12 protein-coding genes and 1 tRNA gene are annotated in these 18,929 nt (G+C 74.1%); 4 read left to right on the forward strand and 9 right to left on the reverse strand.

Annotated features, from left to right (window positions below):
- Positions 1 to 4: 4 nt before the first annotated feature.
- The 4 genes from ACIA8O_RS29515 to ACIA8O_RS29530 form a co-directional block, all read right to left on the reverse strand.
- The gene (locus ACIA8O_RS29515) at positions 5 to 1,297 is read right to left on the reverse strand and encodes a homoserine dehydrogenase (RefSeq protein WP_396297019.1); all 1,293 of its coding nucleotides are present in this window, start codon (positions 1,295 to 1,297) and stop codon (positions 5 to 7) included.
- Positions 1,298 to 1,441: 144 nt separating this feature from the next.
- A complete protein-coding gene (gene lysA, locus ACIA8O_RS29520; protein WP_396297020.1) occupies positions 1,442 to 2,833 on the reverse strand; it encodes a diaminopimelate decarboxylase in 1,392 nt (463 codons plus the stop codon).
- A gap of 80 nt (positions 2,834 to 2,913) precedes the next feature.
- Entirely contained in the window at positions 2,914 to 4,575 is a 1,662-nt protein-coding gene (gene argS, locus ACIA8O_RS29525) for an arginine--tRNA ligase (protein WP_396297021.1), read from the reverse strand.
- Between the two features lie 107 nt (positions 4,576 to 4,682).
- Complete coding sequence (locus tag ACIA8O_RS29530) at positions 4,683 to 5,108, reverse strand: response regulator (protein ID WP_396297022.1); 426 nt, start codon at positions 5,106 to 5,108, stop codon at positions 4,683 to 4,685.
- A gap of 148 nt (positions 5,109 to 5,256) precedes the next feature.
- Between ACIA8O_RS29530 and ACIA8O_RS29535 the strand changes: the two genes are divergently transcribed.
- Positions 5,257 to 5,328, forward strand: a tRNA-Arg gene (locus ACIA8O_RS29535).
- A 157-nt stretch (positions 5,329 to 5,485) separates the two neighbouring features.
- Here ACIA8O_RS29535 and ACIA8O_RS29540 read toward each other — a convergent pair.
- Together ACIA8O_RS29540 and ACIA8O_RS29545 are read right to left on the reverse strand one after the other, a co-directional pair.
- Complete coding sequence (locus ACIA8O_RS29540; protein WP_396297023.1) at positions 5,486 to 6,313, reverse strand: trypsin-like peptidase domain-containing protein; 828 nt, start codon at positions 6,311 to 6,313, stop codon at positions 5,486 to 5,488.
- Between the two features lie 127 nt (positions 6,314 to 6,440).
- Positions 6,441 to 7,154, reverse strand: a complete 714-nt coding sequence (locus tag ACIA8O_RS29545; protein WP_396297024.1) for an ABC transporter ATP-binding protein — start codon at positions 7,152 to 7,154, stop codon at positions 6,441 to 6,443.
- 123 nt (positions 7,155 to 7,277) lie between these two features.
- On the opposite strand from ACIA8O_RS29545, the gene ACIA8O_RS29550 reads away from it, so the two are divergent.
- The 3 genes from ACIA8O_RS29550 to ACIA8O_RS29560 are packed head-to-tail and all read left to right on the forward strand — an operon-like array spanning position 7,278 to position 14,208.
- A complete protein-coding gene (locus ACIA8O_RS29550) occupies positions 7,278 to 10,523 on the forward strand; it encodes an FtsX-like permease family protein (RefSeq protein ID WP_396297025.1) in 3,246 nt (1,081 codons plus the stop codon).
- Positions 10,520 to 13,255 carry a hypothetical protein gene (locus ACIA8O_RS29555; protein ID WP_396297026.1) on the forward strand — a complete coding sequence of 912 codons (2,736 nt, stop codon included), beginning with the start codon at positions 10,520 to 10,522 and terminating at the stop codon, positions 13,253 to 13,255. Before ACIA8O_RS29550 ends, ACIA8O_RS29555 begins: the two co-directional genes overlap by 4 nt.
- Positions 13,252 to 14,208: an ABC transporter ATP-binding protein gene (locus tag ACIA8O_RS29560; protein ID WP_396297027.1), complete on the forward strand. Its 957-nt coding sequence runs from the start codon at positions 13,252 to 13,254 to the stop codon at positions 14,206 to 14,208. The genes ACIA8O_RS29555 and ACIA8O_RS29560 overlap by 4 nt, the downstream gene beginning before the upstream one ends.
- A 238-nt stretch (positions 14,209 to 14,446) precedes the next feature.
- Here ACIA8O_RS29560 and ACIA8O_RS29565 read toward each other — a convergent pair whose 3' ends face one another.
- From ACIA8O_RS29565 to ACIA8O_RS29575, 3 genes are all read right to left on the reverse strand, one after another.
- A complete protein-coding gene (locus ACIA8O_RS29565) occupies positions 14,447 to 15,346 on the reverse strand; it encodes a carbohydrate kinase family protein (RefSeq protein ID WP_396297028.1) in 900 nt (299 codons plus the stop codon).
- A 94-nt stretch (positions 15,347 to 15,440) separates the two neighbouring features.
- The gene (locus tag ACIA8O_RS29570; RefSeq protein WP_396297029.1) at positions 15,441 to 16,928 is read right to left on the reverse strand and encodes an MFS transporter; all 1,488 of its coding nucleotides are present in this window, start codon (positions 16,926 to 16,928) and stop codon (positions 15,441 to 15,443) included.
- 96 nt (positions 16,929 to 17,024) lie between these two features.
- Positions 17,025 to 18,737, reverse strand: a complete 1,713-nt coding sequence (locus tag ACIA8O_RS29575) for a DUF885 domain-containing protein (protein ID WP_396297192.1) — start codon at positions 18,735 to 18,737, stop codon at positions 17,025 to 17,027.
- Positions 18,738 to 18,929 lie beyond the last annotated feature (192 nt).

An 18,929-nucleotide genomic window follows, 5' to 3' on the forward strand; every position in this document is an offset into this window, starting at 1 on the left:
CTTCCTACTCCCCTTCAACCCGCATGATGCTGGCCACGCCGCGCACGCTGTCGAGTGCGCGGAGCTTGTCGACCGTCGCCGACAGCGCGGCGTCGGTGGCGCGGTGGGTGACCACGACGAGCGAGGCGTCGCCGTCGCGGCCCTGCTGGCGGACGGTGTCGATGGACACCCCGTGCTCGGCGAAGACCGAGGCGACCTGGGCGAGCACGCCCGCGCGGTCGTCCACGTCCAGGCTGACGTGGTACCGGGTGATCACCTGGTCCATCGGCTTGGCGGGCAGCTGGGTGTAGACCGAGTCGCCCGGGCCGGTGGCACCGTTGATCTTGTTGCGGCAGACCGCGACCAGGTCGCCGAGGACCGCCGAGGCGGTCGGCGCGCCGCCGGCGCCGGGGCCGTAGAACATCAGCCGGCCGGCCGCCTCGGCCTCCACGAAGACCGCGTTGTACGCCTCGCGGACGGAGGCCAGCGGGTGGCTGAGCGGGATCATCGCCGGGTGCACCCGGGCGGTGACCGACTCGCCGTCGGCGGCCCGCTCGCAGATCGCCAGCAGTTTGACCACGCAGCCCATCTCCTTGGCGGAGGCGATGTCGGCGGCGGTGACCTCGGTGATGCCCTCGCGGTAGACGTCCGCGGCGGTGACCTCGGTGTGGAAGGCGATGCCGGCCAGGATCGCGGCCTTGGCGGCGGCGTCGAAGCCCTCCACGTCGGCGGTCGGGTCGGCCTCGGCGTAGCCGAGCGCGGTGGCCTCCTCCAGCGCCTCGGAGTACCCGGCGCCGGTGGAGTCCATCTTGTCCATGATGAAGTTGGTGGTGCCGTTGACGATCCCGAGCACCCGGTTCACCTTGTCGCCGGCCAGCGACTCGCGCAGCGGGCGGATCAGCGGGATGGCGCCGGCCACGGCGGCCTCGTAGTAGAGGTCCACCCCGGCCGCGGCGGCCGCGGCGTGCAGCTCGGTGCCGTCCTTGGCGAGCAGCGCCTTGTTGGCCGAGACCACCGAGGCGCCGTTCTCGAAGGCCTTGAGGATCAGGCTCTTGGACGGCTCGATCCCGCCGACCACCTCGATCACCACGTCGATGTCGCCACGGCCGACCAGGGCCTCGGCGTCGGTGGTGAGCAGCTCCTCGGGGACCCCGGCGCGGGCCCGGCCGGCCCGGCGGACCGCGATGCCGGCGAGCTCGACCGGAGCGCCGATCCGCGCGGCGAGGTCGGCGCTGTGCGTCGTCATGATGCGCGCCACCTCGGAGCCCACCACACCACAGCCCAGCAACGCCACCTTCAGCGGGCGCGTACGCATCATCCGACTCCGCTCTGCTTTCTCGGGGATTCCGGCGGGCTCCATGGTCGGCGGTTGCCGTTGCCCGCAGGGTATTCGGTCCGTACCAGTCTCCGGGACCAGCCGCACGGATCTACGGCCGGTCCAGGATCTGAGACGAGGATTTCTCTATCCGATATCGAGACGCAGGAGATCCTCCTCCGTCTCGCGCCGGACGATCACCCGGGCCGAGCCGTCCCGGACGGCCAGCACGGGGGGCTTGAGGGCGTGGTTGTAGTTGCTCGCCATCGAGCGGCAGTAGGCCCCGGTCGCCGGGACCGCGATCAGGTCCCCCTCCGCCAGGTCGGCGGGCAGGAAGGCGTCCCGGACCACGATGTCGCCGGACTCGCAGTGCTTGCCGACCACCCGGACCAGCATCGGCGCCGCCTCGCTGGTGCGGGAGACCAGGGCGACCGAGTACTCGGCGTCGTACAGGGCGGTGCGGATGTTGTCCGACATCCCGCCGTCGACGCTGACGTAGGTGCGCAGTCCGTCGAGGGGCTTGATCGTACCGACCCGGTAGAGCGTGAACGCGGTCGGGCCGACGATCGCCCGGCCCGGCTCCACGCTGAGCCGCGGCGCGGTCAGCCCGGCCGCCGCGCACTCCCGGCGGACGATCTCGGCCAGCGAGGCGGCGATCTCGGCGGGCGTGCGCGGGTCGTCCTCGCTGGTGTACGCGATGCCCAGGCCGCCGCCCAGGTCGATCTCCGGCAGCTCGACGCCGTGCTCGTCCCGCACCTCGGCCAGCAGGCCGACCACCCGGCGGGCGGCCACCTCGAAGCCGGCCGTGTCGAAGATCTGCGAGCCGATGTGCGAGTGGATGCCGCGCAGCTCCAGGCTCGGGTGGGCGAGCGTGCGGCGGACCGCCTCGGCCGCCCGGCCGCCGTTCAGCGAGAGACCGAACTTCTGGTCCTCGTGCGCGGTGGCGATGAACTCGTGGGTGTGCGCCTCCACGCCGACCGTGACCCGGATCAGCACCGGCTGCCGGACGCCCTGGCGCTCGGCCACCGCGGCCAGGCGCTCGATCTCCTGGAAGGAGTCCAGGACGATGTGCCCGACCCCGGCCTTGAGCGCCTGCTCCAGCTCCTCGGTGGACTTGTTGTTACCGTGCAGCGCGATCCGCTCCCCCGGCATCCCGGCCGCCAGCGCCACCGCCAGCTCGCCCTGGCTGCACACGTCGAGGTTGAGCCCCTCCTCGTGCAGCCAGCGGACCACCGCCTTGGAGAGGAAGGCCTTGCCCGCGTAGTAGACGTCCGCCCCCGGGCCGAACGCGTCCCGCCAGGCCCGGGCCCGCTCGCGGAAGTCGGCCTCGTCCATCACGTAGGCCGGGGTGCCGTGCTCCGCCGCGATCGCTTTCACGTCCAGCCCGCCGACGGCGACGACGCCGTCGGCGCCGCGCGAGACGGTGGACGACCAGACCTTCGGGTCCAGCGCGTTCAGGTCGGCCGGGGGCGCCAGGTAGTGGCCCTCGGGCAGCACGTCCCCGTGGCGGGGACCGGCGGGGTGGGCGGAGCGGCTCATCTGCGTTTCCTTACGAGGAGGGGCGGTGACGCGTCCTGACGGACCGTCACCGCCCCCTGGGTTCTCGGGGGTTGGTGCGTCTACATCCGCTCGGGCGTCGAGACGCCCAGGAGCGTGAGCCCGTTGGCGATGACCGTGCGCGTGGCGTCGGCCAGCCAGAGGCGGGCGTGCGTGAGGTCGGTGACCTCCTCGTCGCCCTTGGGCAGGATCTGGCAGTTGTCGTAGAAGCGGTGGTAGTCCCGGGCCACCTCTTCGAGGTAGCGGGCCACCCGGTGCGGCTCGCGCAGCTCGCCGGCCGCGGCCAGCACCCGCGGGAACTCGCCGAGCTGGCCGAGCAGGGTGGACTCCCACTCGGTGCTGAGCAGCTCGGGCTTGAAGTCCTCGGCCGCGGCCTTGGTGATGCCCTTCTGCTCCGCGTTGCGCTGCACCGAGCACATCCGGGCGTGCGCGTACTGGACGTAGAAGACCGGGTTCTCGTTGGTCTGGCTGGTCAGCACGTTGATGTCGAGCGTGATGGTGGAGTCGGTGGGGTACCGCACCAGCGAGTAGCGGGCGGCGTCCACGCCGACCCACTCGATCACGTCGTCGATCGTGATGATGTTGCCCGCCCGCTTGGACATCCGGACCTCTTGGCCGTCCCGGACCATCTTCACGAACTGGCCGATCATCACCTCGATGTTCTTGTCCATGTCGTCGCCCGCGCAGGCGGCGATGGCCTTGAGGCGGTTGACGTAGCCGTGGTGGTCGGCGCCGAGCATGTAGACCGAGACCTCGCTGCCGCGGTCCCGCTTGCTCAGGTAGTAGGCGGCGTCGGCGGCGAAGTAGGTGGTCTCGCCGTCGGCCTTGATCAGGACGCGGTCCTTGTCGTCGCCGAAGTCGGTGGTGCGCAGCCAGATCGCACCCTCCTGGTCGAAGACGTGGCCCTGCTCGCGCAGCCGCTCGATGGACTTCTCCACCGCGCCGGAGTCGTGCAGGGTCTTCTCGGAGAACCAGACGTCGAAGTCGGTGCCGAACTCGTCCATCGAGCGCTTGATCTCGGCGACCATCAGCTTGAGGCCCTCGGTGCGGAACACCTGGACCTGCTCGTCCTCCGGGAGGTCGAGCACGCCGGGGACGTTCGCCACCAGGGTCTTGGCGATGTCGACGATGTACTCGCCGACGTAGCCGTCCTCCGGCGCGGGCCGGCCGTTCGCGGCGGCCTGCAGCGAGGCGGCGAACTTGCCGATCTGCACGCCCGCGTCGTTGAGGTAGTACTCGGTGGTCACCTCGGCGCCGGTCGCCTTGAGCACCCGGGCCAGCGAGTCGCCGACGGCCGCCCACCGGACGCCGCCGATGTGGATCGGGCCGGTCGGGTTCGCCGAGACGAACTCCAGGTTGATCTTCAGGCCCTTGAGTGCGTCGTTGCGGCCGTACGCCGGGCCGGCCTCGACGATGGTCCGCGCCAGCTCGCCCTGGGTGGCGGCGTCCAGCGTGATGTTGAGGAAGCCCGGACCGGCGATGTCCACCTTCGACACACCGGCGATCTCTCGGAGGCGTCCGGCCAGGACCTCCGCGACGGCTCGCGGCGGCTTGCCGGCCGGCTTCGCGAGCTGGAGGGCCACGTTGGTGGCGTAGTCGCCGTGGTCCCTGTTCTTGGGCCGTTCGATCGTCACGTGCTCGGGCACGGCGACGGTCAGCTCGCCCGCCTCGACGGCGGCGCTCACTGCGGCCTGGACTGCCTGGGAGAGATCTGCGGGTGTCACGGGCCCAAGCCTAGGCGAGAGGGGGCCGGGGGCCGCACCTGGTTTGCCGGTTGAGACGTGCGCGCCGCCACTGCGTTCGCTCTCGGCGAACGTCTTCTCCTCTTCCGCTACTCCCCGAAACCGTGCGCGAACCGCTGCCGCCGGCCCGGGTCGCTCACCTTCATCGCCATCAGCCGGCGCACCAACGCCACCAGGTCCGCCGGATCGAAGGGCTTCCCCAGGTAGCCGTCCACCCCCACCGACCGGCCCTGCCTCAACTCGGCCGGGGCGCAGGCGCTCACGATCGCGATCGGCAACCGCGCGGTGGCCGGCGCCGCCCGCAGCCGGGCCGCCGTCCGCAGCCCGTCGAGCCTCGGCATCATCACGTCCAGCGTCACCACGTCGGGCGCCACCCGGCGGACCACCTCCAGGCACTCCGCACCGTCGGCGGCCGTCACCACCTCGAAGCCCTCAAGCTCCAGGTTGACTCTGATCAGCTGGCGGATCACCTCGCTGTCGTCCACCACGAGGACCCGCCCGGAGGCTCCTGACACCTCACCGAGGGTAGCCGCGCACCCACCCACCCGTCCGCCCTTTTCCCCACATCCGTCTCACCTTCCGCCGCCCCCCTCCCAAACCCGTGCACGGACCACGTCCACGACCTGGTAACGTTCTCTCCGTCGCCGCAAGGGGACACAGCAGGCCCCCGTAGCTCAGGGGATAGAGCACCGCCCTCCGGAGGCGGGTGCGCAGGTTCGAATCCTGCCGGGGGCACTTCGCAAGAAGTGCTGCAGAGGCCCAGATTGACCATCGGTCAGTCTGGGCCTTCGTCATGTTCCGGCTGCGGGAAGGTGCGGGATCGCGCCGGAGGGGTCCCGGGCGCCGACCGTGGAGGGGACCGCGTTCGGCAGCCGGGCGGACTCCGGGGCCGTCAGGTGGTGACGTCCTCGTAGAGGGTTCGGAGGGCGGCGCCCAGGGCGGGGCTGTAGGAGGTGTCCTCGGTGTCGCCGCCCTGTTGGTGGCCGCCGATGATGCCGATGAGGTGGCCGGTGGTGGTGTCGACGAAGGGGCCGCCGCTGGTGCCGCCGGGGTAGGACGGGCAGTCGATGCGGCGTTGGGTCGGGGACTGGGCGGTGGTGGTGTTGGTGCAGAGGATCGGGGTCTCGGTGCGGGCGGGGTAGCCGTAGAGGCGGGCGGTGGCGGTGAGGGGGGCGGCGAAGTCGACCGGGGTGCCGCCGAGGACGGACTGGACGGTGCGGCCGGTGGCGGGGTCGGGGGCGATCTCCAGGAGGGCGAAGTCCGCGTCGGGGTCCTCGGAGTCCTGCCAGGCGTCGGTGGTGTGGACGGCGGTGACGGTCCAAGTGCCGTACGGGGCAGTGCCGTTGCGGTAGGCCGGGGTGAAGGTGACGCCCTCGGGGGTGTCGAGGCAGTGGGCGGCGGTGAGGGCCAGGGTGCCGCCGGGGCTGTCGATGACACTGGCGGTGCAGAAGTGGTGGCCGCCGGAGGAGAGGACGCCGACGCGGTCGGCCTCGGGGCCGGGCGGGGCGGTGGCGGTGGTGCCGTACACGACGGCGGTGGCGCTGGGGGTGGGGACGGGGGTGGAGACGGAGGAAGGGACCGGCACCGGGGTCGGGGCGGGGGCCGCGGACTGCGGGGTGGGGGCGGTCTCCGGGGGCGTGGCGTTGCGCGCGGCCGCGGGCGTGACGGCGAAGAGCAGGCTGAAGACGGCGGCCAGGCCGAGGCGGTGCCAGAGGGTCAAGGCTGCGCTCCTGCCGAGAGGGGTCCGGGGGTTCCCACCTTGGGCTGCGGTTCTGAGGATCGGATGATCCACCGCCTTGAACAGCCTGGGAATCCCCCGGACGGAACCTGGGAGCGACTACCTGAGGTCAGTCCGACAGTGCCGGTTCGACGATGCGGCCGTCGTGGAGTTCGAGGACGCGGTCGGCCTGGGACATCAGGGTGGGGTCGTGGGTGGCGACGACGGCGGTGACGCCCTGGGAGTGGACGACGGCGCGCAGCAGGTCCATGACGGCGAGGCCGGTCTCGGAGTCGAGTTGGCCGGTGGGTTCGTCGGCGATGATGAGGGCGGGGTCGTTGGCGAGGGCGCGGGCGATGGCGACGCGTTGCTGCTGGCCGCCGGAGAGTTCGGAGGGGAGCTGGTCGGCGTGGCCGGCCAGGCCGACCAGGGCGAGGAGGGTGTGGACGCGCTCCTCGCGTTCGGCGGCGGGGAGGCGCCGCAGCCGCATCGGGACGCCGACGTTCTCGGCCGCGGTGAGCACCGGCAGCAGGCCGAAGGACTGGAAGACGAAGCCGATGCGGTCGCGCCGCAGGGCGAGCCGGCCGTTCTCGTCGAGCGCGGCGAGGTCGGTGCCGTCGATGACGATGTTTCCGCTGGTGGCGCTGTCGAGGCCGCCGACGAGGTTGAGCAGGGTCGTCTTGCCGGAACCGGACCTGCCCTTTAGGGCAGTGAGTTCCCCCCGTGCGGCCATAAACGAAACGCCCCTCAGGGCATGGACGGCATTGGGCCCACTGCCGAAGCTCCGCCGCAGGTCAGAGACCTGGACCATCGGTTCGAGCTGGTGCTCCGTCATATTCGGCATCCCCCTGGCAGTGTGACGAGTGAACGATTCTGCCCATCATCATCTCGATTCGCGCAAGACCCTTCCCGCAACGAACGATCTCTGACAGAGTCGTCCGCTATCCGGGACGGGGGTTTACGGGGAATGGTCTCGTTCGTTCTGCGGCGCCTGCGTGGGCGGCTGCCGCTCGCTGCTGCCGTGCTGCTCACGGTGCTCACCACGACCACCGTGCTGACCGCACTGGCGGCCTTCGACCGCACCGTCGGCGAGGCCGGCCTGCGCCGTGCGCTGACCGGGGAGCCCCGGGCCGCCGCGCTGGTGGGCACCGACCGGCAGACTCCGCGCGAGAAGGACGACGCCGCGGTGGCCGCGTTCGGCCGGGAGGTGTTCGACGGGCTGCCGACGACCACGCAGAGCGTGGCCCGCAGCAAGGCGTACGGACTTCCCGCCAAGCAGGCCCAACCTGCCGACGCGCAGCCGGACTTGACGGTACTGGCCGCCCTCTCCCCCGACCGGGTGGAGCTGGTGGCGGGCCGCCTGCCGAAGGCGCCGCAGGCGGGCGCGCCCGTCGAGGTGGCCGCGCCGCAGAGCGCGCTGCCCCGCCTGGGCCTGGCCGCCGCCGCGCTGCCCGCGAAGCTCACCGTCGTCGACCGCTACACCAACGAACCCTTGGACGTGCTGGTCACCGGCGTCTACCGGGCCGCCGACCGCTCCTCCGGCTACTGGCGGCTGGACCCGCTGGGCGGTCGCGAGGTGCAGGTGAAGGGCTTCACCACCTACGGGCCGATGCTGGTGGACGACGCCGCGTTCACCGGCGGCCGGGTGGCGCAGGGCGGCCGCAGCTGGCTGCTGACCACGGACTTCTCCACCGTCACCGCCGAGCGGATGACGGCGCTCCAGCGCCGGCTCCCGCAGCTGCGGGAGGACTTCCAGCAGAGCAGCGGCCTGCAGGCCGAGACCGGCCTGGCGGAGCTGGTCGGCGAGCTGCGCTCGGCCGCGCTGGTGGCCCGTTCGACGCTGCTGATCGGGGCCCTCCAGCTGGTGGTGCTGGCGGTGGCGGCGCTGCTGCTGGTGGTGCACCTGGTGACCGAGCGCCGCGCGGGCGAGAACGCGCTGCTGACCGCGCGCGGCGGCAGCCGGGCCCAGCTGGCCGGGTACACGGCGGTGGAGTCGGTGCTGCTGGCCCTGCCCGCCGCGCTGCTGGCGCCGGTGCTGGCCGGCCCGGTGCTGCGGGTGCTGGGCCGTCAGGATGCCTTGGCGGGGCTGCCGTTGGACACCACCAGCTGGTGGCAGCGCTGGCCGGTGGCACTGGTCTGCGCGCTGGTCGGCGTGGTGCTGACCTCGCTGCCGAGGGGCGGCGCGCAGCGCGCCCGGTCCCGGCGGCAGGCGGTGGTGAGCACCGCCGCGCGCTCCGGAGCGGATCTGGCGCTGCTGGTGCTGGCGGTGCTGGCCTACCGTCAGCTGGCGGGCCGCACCGGCGGGTTGTCCACCGACGCGAACGGCGAGCTCGGGGTCGACCCGGTGCTGGTCGCGGCGCCGACCCTGGCGCTCTGCGCGGGCACCCTGCTGGTGCTGCGGCTGCTGCCGTTCGCGGCCCGTTGGGGGGCCAGGACGGCGGCGCGCGGCAAGTCCCTGGGCCCGGCGCTGGCCGGCTGGCAGCTGGCCCGCCGCCCGGGGCGGGCGAACGGACCGGTGCTGCTGCTGGTGCTGGCGGTGGCCACCGGTGTGCTGGCGCTCGGTCAGCACACCGCCTGGAGCCGCTCGCAGCAGGACCAGGCCGACTTCACCACCGCCGGCGGCCTGCGGATCTGGGGCTCGGCGATCACCGCCCTCGGCCAGGCCGGCCGGTACGGCTCGCTGCCCGGCGGCGAACGGCTGATCCCCGCCTCGCAGGTGGACCAGAGCCTGCCCGGCGGCAAGGCCGGCAAGCTGCTGCTGCTGGACGCGGCCAAGGCCGCCGAGGAACTGCCCGTCCGCCCCGACCTGTTCGACGGCCGGACGGCCCGCGACGTGCTCGGCCCGCTGGCGGGCAAGCCGGGCGGCGTGCCGCTGCCCGGCAGCCCGGTGCGGATCGACCTGACCGTGGACGTGGAGCTCGGTCAGCTGCCGGTGACCGACCACCCGCCGGAGACGGTCCAGGGCCCCGGGCTCACGCTGATGCTCCGTGACCGGTACGGCCTGGTGCACCGGGTGGCGGCGCCCTCGCTGGGGACGTCCGGCGAGCGGACCGTCCAGGTGGACCCGACCGCACTGGCCGGGCCGCCGGTCGGCTCCGTCGCCACCCCGCTCACCCTGGCCGCCGTGCTGGTCACCTACCCCAGGAACGCCCTCCAGCCGGACGGCGAGCTGACGCTCCGCCGGCTCGCGGTGGCCGACACCGCCGACGGCCCGGCCACCCCGGTGGCGCTGCCCGGCGCCGGCTGGCAGCCGCGCCAGGAGGTGGAGGTCCGGCTCGGTGAGCCCAAGCCCAAGACCGGGCTCAAGCTGCTGCCGGGCCCCGAGGGCGGGCTCGCGATGGCCTACCAGCCCTCCGGTGCCTCGTCGTTCGGCCTCGACTCGGTGATGCTGACCCCGCCCGGGGCCCGGCCCGACGGCCGCCCGGACGACGGGCCGCTGCCCGCCGTGGCCACCCGCGACTACCTGGCCTCGGTCGGCGCAAAGGACGGCGACACCATCGAGGTCCTGGTCGGCGGCGTGAGGCTGCCGGTGCGGATCGGCCGGGTGGTGGAGGCACTGCCGGTGGCCGGGGCCACCGCGATCGCCGTCGACCTGCCCGCCGTACACGGCCGGCTGGGCGCCCGCGGGCTGGAGGCGAGTGCGCTGATGGAGTGGTGGCTGCCCGCCGCCGGGCCGGGCGACCGTACCCCGGCCGAGGCCGCCGCCGCCCTGCGCGGCGGGCCCGGTGTCCAGCAGCTGGAGCTCTCCGGCGAGCGCGCCGACGCCCTGCTGCGCGACCCGCTGAGCGCCGCCCCGCAGGGCGCGCTGGCCGCGCTGGCGGTGGTCGCCGCGCTGCTGGCCGCGATCGGCTTCGCCGCCTCCGCCGCCGCCTCGGCGACCGAGCGGGCCGGCGAGTCCGCCGTCCTGCTCGCGCTCGGCACCCCGCGGCGGCTGCTCACCCGGGCGGTGGCCGCCGAACAGGCCGTCCTGGTGCTGCTCGGCACCGGCGTCGGCCTGGTGCTCGGCGCCGCCCTGGTGCAGCTGGTGGTTCCGCTGCTGGTGCTCACCCCGGCCGCCCGGCCGCCCCTGCCCGAGGTGCTGGTCGGCCTGCCGCTCTGGCCCACCCTGGCGCTGACCGCCGCCACCGCCGGGCTCCCGCTGCTCACGGCCGCGCTCGGCGGCGCCCGTCGAGGCGGCCCGGCCGCCGGTCTGCGCCGCCCGGAGGAGTCATGACCGCTCGACCGACCATCACCGTGGACGAGCCGGAGCCGGAGAAGGCCCCGGCCGGCGCCCCCTGGGTCCGCACCCGCCTGCGGGCCATGCCCGCGGCCGCCGTGCTGACCGCCCTGCTCGCGCTGGTCACCGCCTTCCTGGCCGCCGCCCTCCCGCTCTCCGCGGACCGGGGCGCCGACCGGGCGCTGCGCGGCTACCTGGCCGACGCCGGGGAGGACGCCACCAGCCTGCACGTCGGCGCGCCCGGCCGCAGGGGCAACGAGATCGCCACCCTCGACTCGGTCGCCAAGCTGCTCACCGAGCAGATCGGCGCCGAGCTGCCGCTCGCCCCGGGCGGCCCGGTGTACGGCACCGGCGGCGTCCACTGGCAGGGCCTCGGCGACCCGGGGCTGTCCGCCCCGGACGGGGTCCCGCCGGAGCTCACCCTGCTGTACCTGCACGAGGCCGAGAAGCACGTCCGGGTGACGCAGGGTCAGTGGCCGACCGGGCGCCCGCAGGAGGGCGAGCCCTGGCCGATCGTGCTCGCCGAGGCGACCGCCAAGACCCTGAACGTCCGGCTCGGCCAGGTGCTGCACTCGGGACCGGACGCGCGCGACACCGGCAGGACCCCCCGGGTCAGGGTGGCCGGCCTCTTCACGACCGATCCGAAGGACCCGTTCTGGATCGGCCACGGCTGCGCGCTGAAGGCCTGTCAGACCGTCACCCGGGTACCGCCGTACGACATGTACTGGCAGGCCGGCGCGCTGGTCAGCCCCGACTACGTCCAGGCGGTCAGCGCCTGGGGCGCCGGCTCCATGGACTTCTGGCGGCTGCCGGTCAGCACCGAGGTGCTGCGGGCCGACCGGCTCGCGGAGACGTCGAGCTCGCTGGCCACCGTCACCTCGGGCCCGGTCGCCGCTGCCCTGGTCTCCGAGAGCCGCCGCGCCGACCTGCGGGTGGAGTCCCAGCTGCGTTCCCTGATCGACTCGGCCCGGGCCCGGCAGACCGCCGCCACCACGCTGACCGCGGTCGGCCCCGCCGGAGCCGCCGGCGTGGCCGCGGTGGTGCTCTGCCTGGCCGCCGCACTGGCCGCCGACCGCCGCACCGCCGAGCTCCGGCTGCTCCGGGCGCGCGGCGGCAGTGCGGGCGGGCTGGCCCGGCGCCTGCTCGCCGAGGGTGCCGTCACCGTGCTCCCCGCCGCCGTGCTCGGCGCCACCACCGCCCTGCTGGCCTTCCCGACGTACCGTCACACCACCGCGCTGGTCGCGGCGGTGACGGTCACCCTGCTCGCCTGGCTGGCCTTCCCGGTCCGGGCCCTGCTCGCGCTGCGGCCCCCGAAGCACGGCGGCCGCCGCCGGCTGATGGCCGAACTCCTCGTGCTGGCCGCCACGGTGGCCGCCGTGACCCAGGCCCGCCGCCGGGGCGTCACCCCGGTGGGCGAGGGCATCGACCCGCTGCTGGTCGCCGCACCACTGCTGCTCGCGCTCTCCGGCGCGGTGCTGCTGGCCCGGCTCCAGCCGCTGCTGATCGGCCTGCCGGCCCGCTGGACCGCCCGCCGCTCCGGTGCGATGGCGTTCCTCGGGCTGGCCCGGGCCGCCCGCGGCGGGCCCGGCGGACGCCCCTCGGTACTGCCGCTGCTGGCCCTGCTGCTCGCGGTCGGCTGCGCCGCCTTCGGCTCCACCGCGCTGACGGGGGTGACCACCGAACGCCTCGCCGCCGCGCGCTACCAGGTCGGCGCCGACGCCACCGTCCGGGCCCTGACGCCCGGCACCCTCCCGGACGGCTTCGCCGAGACCGCCGCCCGGCTGCCCGGCGTGCGCACCGCCGTCCCGGTGCGGACCGAGGACGACGTGACGATGACCTCGGAGAACGGCGGCTCGGCCCGGGTCGCCGTGGTGGCCGCCGACCCCGCCCCGTACGCGGAGGTGGCGCAGGTCGCCGGGCGCGGCACCTTCGACCCGGCCCTGCTCGGTCCGGCCCGGGACGGCGTGGTGCCCGCCCTGGTCAGCCCCTCGCTGCCGCAGGGCGACTACCGGATCTACCTGCCCGGCGGAATGCTGCGGATCCACACCGTCGGCACGGTGGGCATCAGCCCCGCCGTGCTGGGCAGCTCCGTGCCGATCGTGCAGATCGCCGCGGTGGAGGGCACCGAAGCGCCGAACGGCTGGCTGGCCACCGGCCCGGTCGACGAGGCCGCCCTGCACGCCCTCGTCGAGCGGAGCTTCCCCAAGCCCGACGCCGACGCGCCACCCGACCTGCAGAGGCCCGGCCACAGCCTGCACACCAGTGCCGCGACCGTGCGCGAACTCGGCGAGGACCCGCTCCAGGCCGCCGCCGAACGGACCTTCTGGGCCGCCGTCGGCACCACCGCGCTCTACGCGGTGCTCGCCGTCCTGCTCACCCTGGTCCGCGCGGTGCCCGAACGGGCCGCGCTGCTCGCCCGGCTGCGCACCATGGGCCTGCTGCCCCGTCAGGGCCTCGCCCTGGTGCTCGCCGAATCGCTGCCCCCGGTGCTGCTGGCCGCGGCCGGCGGAGCCGGGGTCGCGGTGGCCGCCGTGCTGCTGCTCGGCCCGGCCGTCGACCTCGGCCCGCTGGTCGGCGCCGCCGTCGAACCCGGCCTGCGGCTGCTGGCCGGCCCGGTCGCCGTCCAGGCCCTCGGCCTGGCCGCGCTCGCCACCCTCGCGGTGCTGGCCGAGGCCGCCGTCACCGCCCGACGCCAGATCACCACCGAACTGAGAGCAGGTGACCAGTGACCACCACCCCACCGCCCAGCCTGGCCGACCTCCGGGCCAAGGCGCTGGCCGCCGCCGCCCCGGCGGCCCCCAAGGCCGACGCCGCCATCGTCTGCGAGCGGCTGGTCCGGATCTTCACCACCGACAAGGTGGAGGTCCAGGCCCTCCAGGGCCTCGACCTGACCGTCGACCGCGGCGACCTGGTCGCCCTGGTCGGCGCCTCCGGCAGCGGCAAGTCCACCCTGCTCAACGTGCTGGCCGGGCTGGACAGCCCGACCGCCGGCTCCGCCACCGTGGCCGGCTGCGACCTGCTCACCCTCGGCGGCAAGGACCTGCTGCGCTACCGCCGCGAGGTGGTCGGCTTCGTCTTCCAGCAGACCGCGCGCAACCTGCTGCCCTTCCTGACGGCAGCTCAGAACGTCGCCCTGCCGATGCAGCTGCGCGGCGGCTCCCGGAAGTCCGGACGGCAGCAGACCACCCGGGTGACCGAACTCCTGGAGGCCCTGGAGATCGGCGAGTTGGCCGGCCGCCGGCCCTCCGAACTCTCCGGCGGCCAGCAGCAGCGGGTGGCCATCGCCGTCGCCATGGCCAACGACCCGGCCGTCCTGCTCGCCGACGAACCGACCGGCGAGCTCGACTCCGAGACCGCCGCCGGCGTCTTCGAGGCCCTGCGCACCGTCAACCGCGAACTCGGCGTCACCGTGGTGGTGGTCACCCACGACCCGATGGTGGCCGGCGAGGTCCGCCGCACGGTCGCCATCCGCGACGGCCGCACCAGCAGCGAGGTCCTGCGGCGCACCGTCACCGACGAGGACGGCCAGGAGACCGTCAGCGAGCGCGAGTACGTGATGCTCGACCGCACCGGCCGCGTCCAGCTGCCCGCCAAGTTCGTGGCGGCCCTCGGCATGGAGCACCGCGTCGCGGCCGACCTGGCAGTGGACCACATCGAGATCCGCCCGGACGACCACGCCTGAACGGAGGGGCGCGAGGACGTACGTGGTGATGCCGGGGGCGCGAGGACGTAGGTCGTGATGCCGGGGGCGCGAGGAACTGCGCGCGGGGGAACAGCAGCACGTGCAACCGGCTGACGGTGGGTCAGTTGCCGGTGAGCCGTCTTCCGATTCGCGCAGTTCCTCGCGCCCCCGGTGTAACCACGTACGTTCCTCGCGCCCCGGGGTGACCACGTACGCCATCGCACCCCGGGGTGGCTGCTTACGCCAGGGCGGCCGCCAACGTCTCGGCGTCGATGAGGGCGGTGTGGGTGCCGGCCGCCGTGCAGGCGTACGCGCCGGCGACGGCGCCCGCGCGGGCGGCGTGCAGGGGCGGGTGGCCGGCCAGCCAGGTGTGGAGGAAGCCGGAGACGTAGGCGTCGCCCGCGCCGTTGGTGTCGACGACGGGGCGGCCCGGGTCGGTGGCGGGGACGTGGTGGACGGTGGCGGGGTCGTCGCGGGTGAGCAGCCGGCTGCCGGCCGCGCCGTCGGTGGCGCAGACCAGCCGGGCCCGGCCGTCCGCCAGGACGCGCCGCATCAGGGCCTCCGTCCGCCCCTTGCTGCCCGCCGCCGAGAGGAAGACCAGGTCGGCGTTGAGCGCGTAGTGCAGGTGGTGCGGGTTCTCGCCGTCCCAGTCGTGCAGGTCGGTGGAGCTGGTCAGCCCCAACCGCCGGACGTCCTCGAACATGTCGCGGTTGACGCCGGTGATCGAGAGGTGGACGTGCCGGCTGCGCTCCAGGTGCGGCAGGTAGAACGAGGGCGGCAGCCGCAGCTCCGCCGGGTGCCGCCCGTCGTAGAAGGAGAACCGGCGGCCGTCGGTGTCCACCAGGTTGACCGAGCGCGGGGTGCCGTCCGGGGAGACCAGGTGGTCGAACGGCAGCCCGTGGCGCCGGAATTCGGCCAGCAGCAGGGCGGCCTGGGGGTCGTCGCCGAGGTAGTCGACGAAGGCGGTGCGCAGCCCGAGCCGGTGCGCGCCGAGCGCGACGCCGGTGCCGGTGTGCGCGGCGTAGTCCCGTACCGGCGGGACGTGCAGTGAGTCGGCGTCCGGCAGGTGGAGCCGGTCCACCCGGACGATGGTGTCGACGCCGGCTCCGCCGACCACCAGCAGGTCGTTCTCGGTCATGCCGGGAGTCAACCAGGGCCACCCGCACGACGGCAATCCCTTGCGAAAGCTTTCTGCAAGGGATTGCCGGGAGTTGACGGGGGATCAGAAGGACTCAGACCACCGCGTGCGCGGTCGTGGCGGACTCCGCCTCCCCCGGGGCCGGTCTGTGGTCGATCATCAGGAAGGAGATCAGCGCCGCCGCCAGCAGGATGCCCATCGCCACCGCCGTCGCGACCGAGTAGCCGTGCACCGCCCCGTTCGCCTGGACCACCTGGCTGCTCGCGTCCCGGCTCGCCAGGTAGGTGGCGGTGACGCTGGCCGCGATGGTGTTGAGCAGGGCCGTGCCGAGCGAACCGCCCACCTGCTGGGCCGTGTTGATGACGGCGGAGGCGGCGCCGGTCTCGTGCGGGGCCACCCCGAGGGTGGCCAGGCTCATGGTCGGCATGAAGACCAGGCCCATGCCGAGGCCGAGCAGGATCTCGCTGGGCAGCACCATGGTCGCGTAGGAGCTGCTCGCCTTCATCGGGATCAGCCAGGCCATGCCCGCGGCCGCCAGCAGCAGGCCGGGGACCACCAGGACGCGGGACGGCACCCTGGTCATCAGCCGGGACGCGATGCCGGTCGCGCTGAGGATGATCGCGCCGGTCATCGGGAGGAAGGCGACGCCGGCCATCACCGGCGAGTACCCCTTGATCACCTGCAGGTAGTAGGTGAGGAAGAGGAACAGGCCGAACATCCCGATCATCGCCAGTCCGACCGCGAGCGCGGCCCCGCCCCGGTTGCGGTCGCCGACGATGTGCAGCGGGAGCAGCGGGTGGGTGGTCCGGCGTTCGACCTGGACCAGGGCCACCAGCAGCAGGGCCCCGAGTGCCAGGCAGCCGAGCACCAGCCAGTCGCCCCAGCCGCGCCCGGTCGCCTCCGAGGTGCCGTACACGATGGCCAGCAGGCCGCCGCAGCCGAGCACCGCGCCGGGCAGGTCGAGCTTCACCCGGTGGCCCTTCTCGATGTGGTCCCGCTGGAGCAGGTAGAACGCGCCGATCGCGGCGCCGACGGCGATCGGGATGTTGACGAACAGGCACCAGCGCCAGTTCAGGTACTCGGTGAGCAGGCCGCCGGAGATCAGGCCCACCGCGGCACCGGTGCCCGCGATGGCACCGAAGATGCCGAAGGCGGTGGCCCGTTCCTTCGGGTCGGTGAAGGTGTTGGAGAGCAACGACAGCGCCGAGGGGGCGAGCACCGCGCCGAACGCGCCCTGCAGGGCGCGGGCCGCGAACAGCATCCAGCCCTCGGTGGCGAAGCCGCCGATCGCGGAGGCGACCGCGAAGCCGAGCAGGCCGACGGTGAAGGTGCGCTTGCGGCCGAACAGGTCGCCGATCCGGCCGCCGAGCAGCAGCAGTCCGCCGAAGGCCAGGGTGTAGGCGGTGATCACCCACTGGCGGTTGGCGTCCGTGATGCCCAGGTCCTTCTGGGCGGACGGCAGGGCGATGTTCACGATGGTCGCGTCCAGCACGATCATCAGCTGGGCGATGCCGATCACGACCAGCGCCCACCAGCGGTGCGCCTCGGCCGTCCGGTCTTCGGGAGCGTGCAGATGAGACACCGTAGGGCCGCCTTCCGGGAGACTCCGAAGAGAGCAGTGCTCTCTCCAGGGAATCCCCCGGAAGGGTGAGCAGCAAGATTTACGGGTTGCGGCCCCCTAGAGCTCCGCGAGCACCTCGACCAGGTCGTCCAGGCCCAGCGAGCCCTGGGACAGGGCGGCCATGTGCCAGGCCTTCTGGTCGAACTCCTCGCCCCGGGCCGCGGCGGCCGCGCGGGCCGCCTCCCGGCCGCGCAGCCAGGCGCGCTCGCCGAGCTTGTAGCCGATCGCCTGGCCGGGCAGGCCGAGGTAGCGGATCAGCTCGCTGTCCAGGAACTCGACGGAGAGCCCGCAGTAGCGGCCGAAGAACTCCCGGGCGTCGTCCGGCAGCATCGCCTCGCCCGGCTTGAACGGGGAGTCGGCCGGGAAGTCCAGGCCGACGTGCATGCCGATGTCCACGATCACCCGCAGCGCGCGCATCATCTGCGCGTTGAGGTAGCCGAGCCGGTGGCCGGGGTCGGTCAGGTAGCCGAGCTCGTCCATCAGGCGCTCGGCGTACAGCGCCCAGCCCTCCATGTTGGCGCTCACCCCGCCGAGGGTGACCTGATAGGTCGACAGCTTGTCGGCGCGGTACGTCCACTGGGCCAGCTGGAGGTGGTGGCCGGGGACGCCCTCGTGGTACCAGGTGGAGACCAGGTCCCAGACCGGGAAGCTCTCCCGGCCGAGCAGCGGCAGCCAGGTCCGGCCCGGGCGGGAGAAGTCCAGCGAGGGGGCGGTGTAGTACGGGGCGGCGGCGCTGCCGGGCGGGGCGATCCGGGACTCGACCTTCAGCAGCGGCTCGGCCAGGTCGAAGTGCACGCCCTGGAGGTCGCTCATCGCCTGGTCCATCAGGCTCTGGAGGTACTCCCGGACGGCCTCCTCGCCCCGGATCGCCGGGCCGTCCTTCTCCAGCCAGGCCATCGCCTCCATCGGGGTGGCCCCGGGGAGCACCTTGCCGGCCTCGGCCCGCATCTGCGCGTCCAGCTCGTGGAACTGGCCCCAGGCCCAGGTGTACGCCTCGTCCAGGTCGAGGTCGGAGCCGGTCCAGTAGCGGACCCAGCGGGCGTACCGCTCGCGGCCCACGGTGTCGGGCTGGGCGGCGGCGGCCGCGCCGTAGACGTCGCGCAGCCAGTCGCGGAGCTCGGCGAAGGCCTCGGCGGCGGAGACGGCGGCCGCCGTCAGGGCCTCCCGCTGCCCGGCGGGGGCGGGCTCGACGAAGCGGCCGAACCAGCCGCCCGGGCCGCCCTCCAGCCACTCCCCCAACTGGCCGACCACGGTGGTGACCTGACGGGGGCCCGAGAGCAGCCCCCGCTCGACGCCCTCGGCGAGCAGCTCGCGGTAGCCGGCCAGGGTGGCGGGCACCCGGGCCAGTCTGCGGCCGATCAGCTCCCACTGCTCCGGGGTCTCGGTGGGCAGCAGGTCGAAGATCTCGCGGACCCCGTGCAGCGGGGAGGAGAGGTTGCGGACGGCGCGGTAGTCCTCGCCCGCCTCGTGGACGGCGAGCTCGGCGGTGAGCCGCTCGCGCAGCAGCCGGGCGCAGCGGCGCTCGGCGTCGTCGGCGGCGGTCCCCGCCGCCTCGGCCGCGTCCAGCCGCGCGAGGGTCCGGCGGGCCAGCTCGGCCACCGCGGCCTGGCCGGCCGGGGAGAGGTCGGGGAGCCGGTCGTCGTCCTCCGGTCCGAGCCCGAGGTAGACCGCGGTCAGCGGGTCGAGGGCGACGAGGTCGTGGACGTACGCATCGGCGATGCGGCGGGGGGTGGCGCCGTCGCCGTCGGAGTTGATCAGTTCTTCAACCATCCGGCCATCCTTCCGCAGGCGGGCCGGTTTGCAAGCCCCCCGAGGAGGGTTGCCGGGCCGCCGCCCGGCCGCCCCCGCCCCGCCCGGGGGGGGGGGCCCGCGGGGGCCCCCCGGCGCCCCGGGCGCCCCGGCCCAACCCCGGGCCCCAACACGCGGCCCCCCGCCCACCCCGCGAACAAAAACCCCCACACC

It is taken from the genome of Kitasatospora sp. NPDC051853 (genome assembly GCF_044452665.1).
Taxonomy (GTDB): Bacteria; Actinomycetota; Actinomycetes; order Streptomycetales; family Streptomycetaceae; genus Kitasatospora.

What these genes read in the sequence shown, in the direction of transcription:
- ACIA8O_RS29515 (WP_396297019.1), bottom strand. Translation starts at nt 1,297, where the DNA reads ATGATGCGTACGCGCCCGCTGAAGGTGGCGTTGCTGGGCTGTGGTGTG.
- lysA (WP_396297020.1), bottom strand. Translation starts at nt 2,833, where the DNA reads ATGAGCCGCTCCGCCCACCCCGCCGGTCCCCGCCACGGGGACGTGCTG.
- ACIA8O_RS29545 (WP_396297024.1), bottom strand. Translation starts at nt 7,154, where the DNA reads ATGCCGAATATGACGGAGCACCAGCTCGAACCGATGGTCCAGGTCTCT.
- ACIA8O_RS29550 (WP_396297025.1), top strand. Translation starts at nt 7,278, where the DNA reads ATGGTCTCGTTCGTTCTGCGGCGCCTGCGTGGGCGGCTGCCGCTCGCT.
- ACIA8O_RS29555 (WP_396297026.1), top strand. Translation starts at nt 10,520, where the DNA reads ATGACCGCTCGACCGACCATCACCGTGGACGAGCCGGAGCCGGAGAAG.
- ACIA8O_RS29565 (WP_396297028.1), bottom strand. Translation starts at nt 15,346, where the DNA reads ATGACCGAGAACGACCTGCTGGTGGTCGGCGGAGCCGGCGTCGACACC.
- ACIA8O_RS29575 (WP_396297192.1), bottom strand. Translation starts at nt 18,737, where the DNA reads ATGGTTGAAGAACTGATCAACTCCGACGGCGACGGCGCCACCCCCCGC.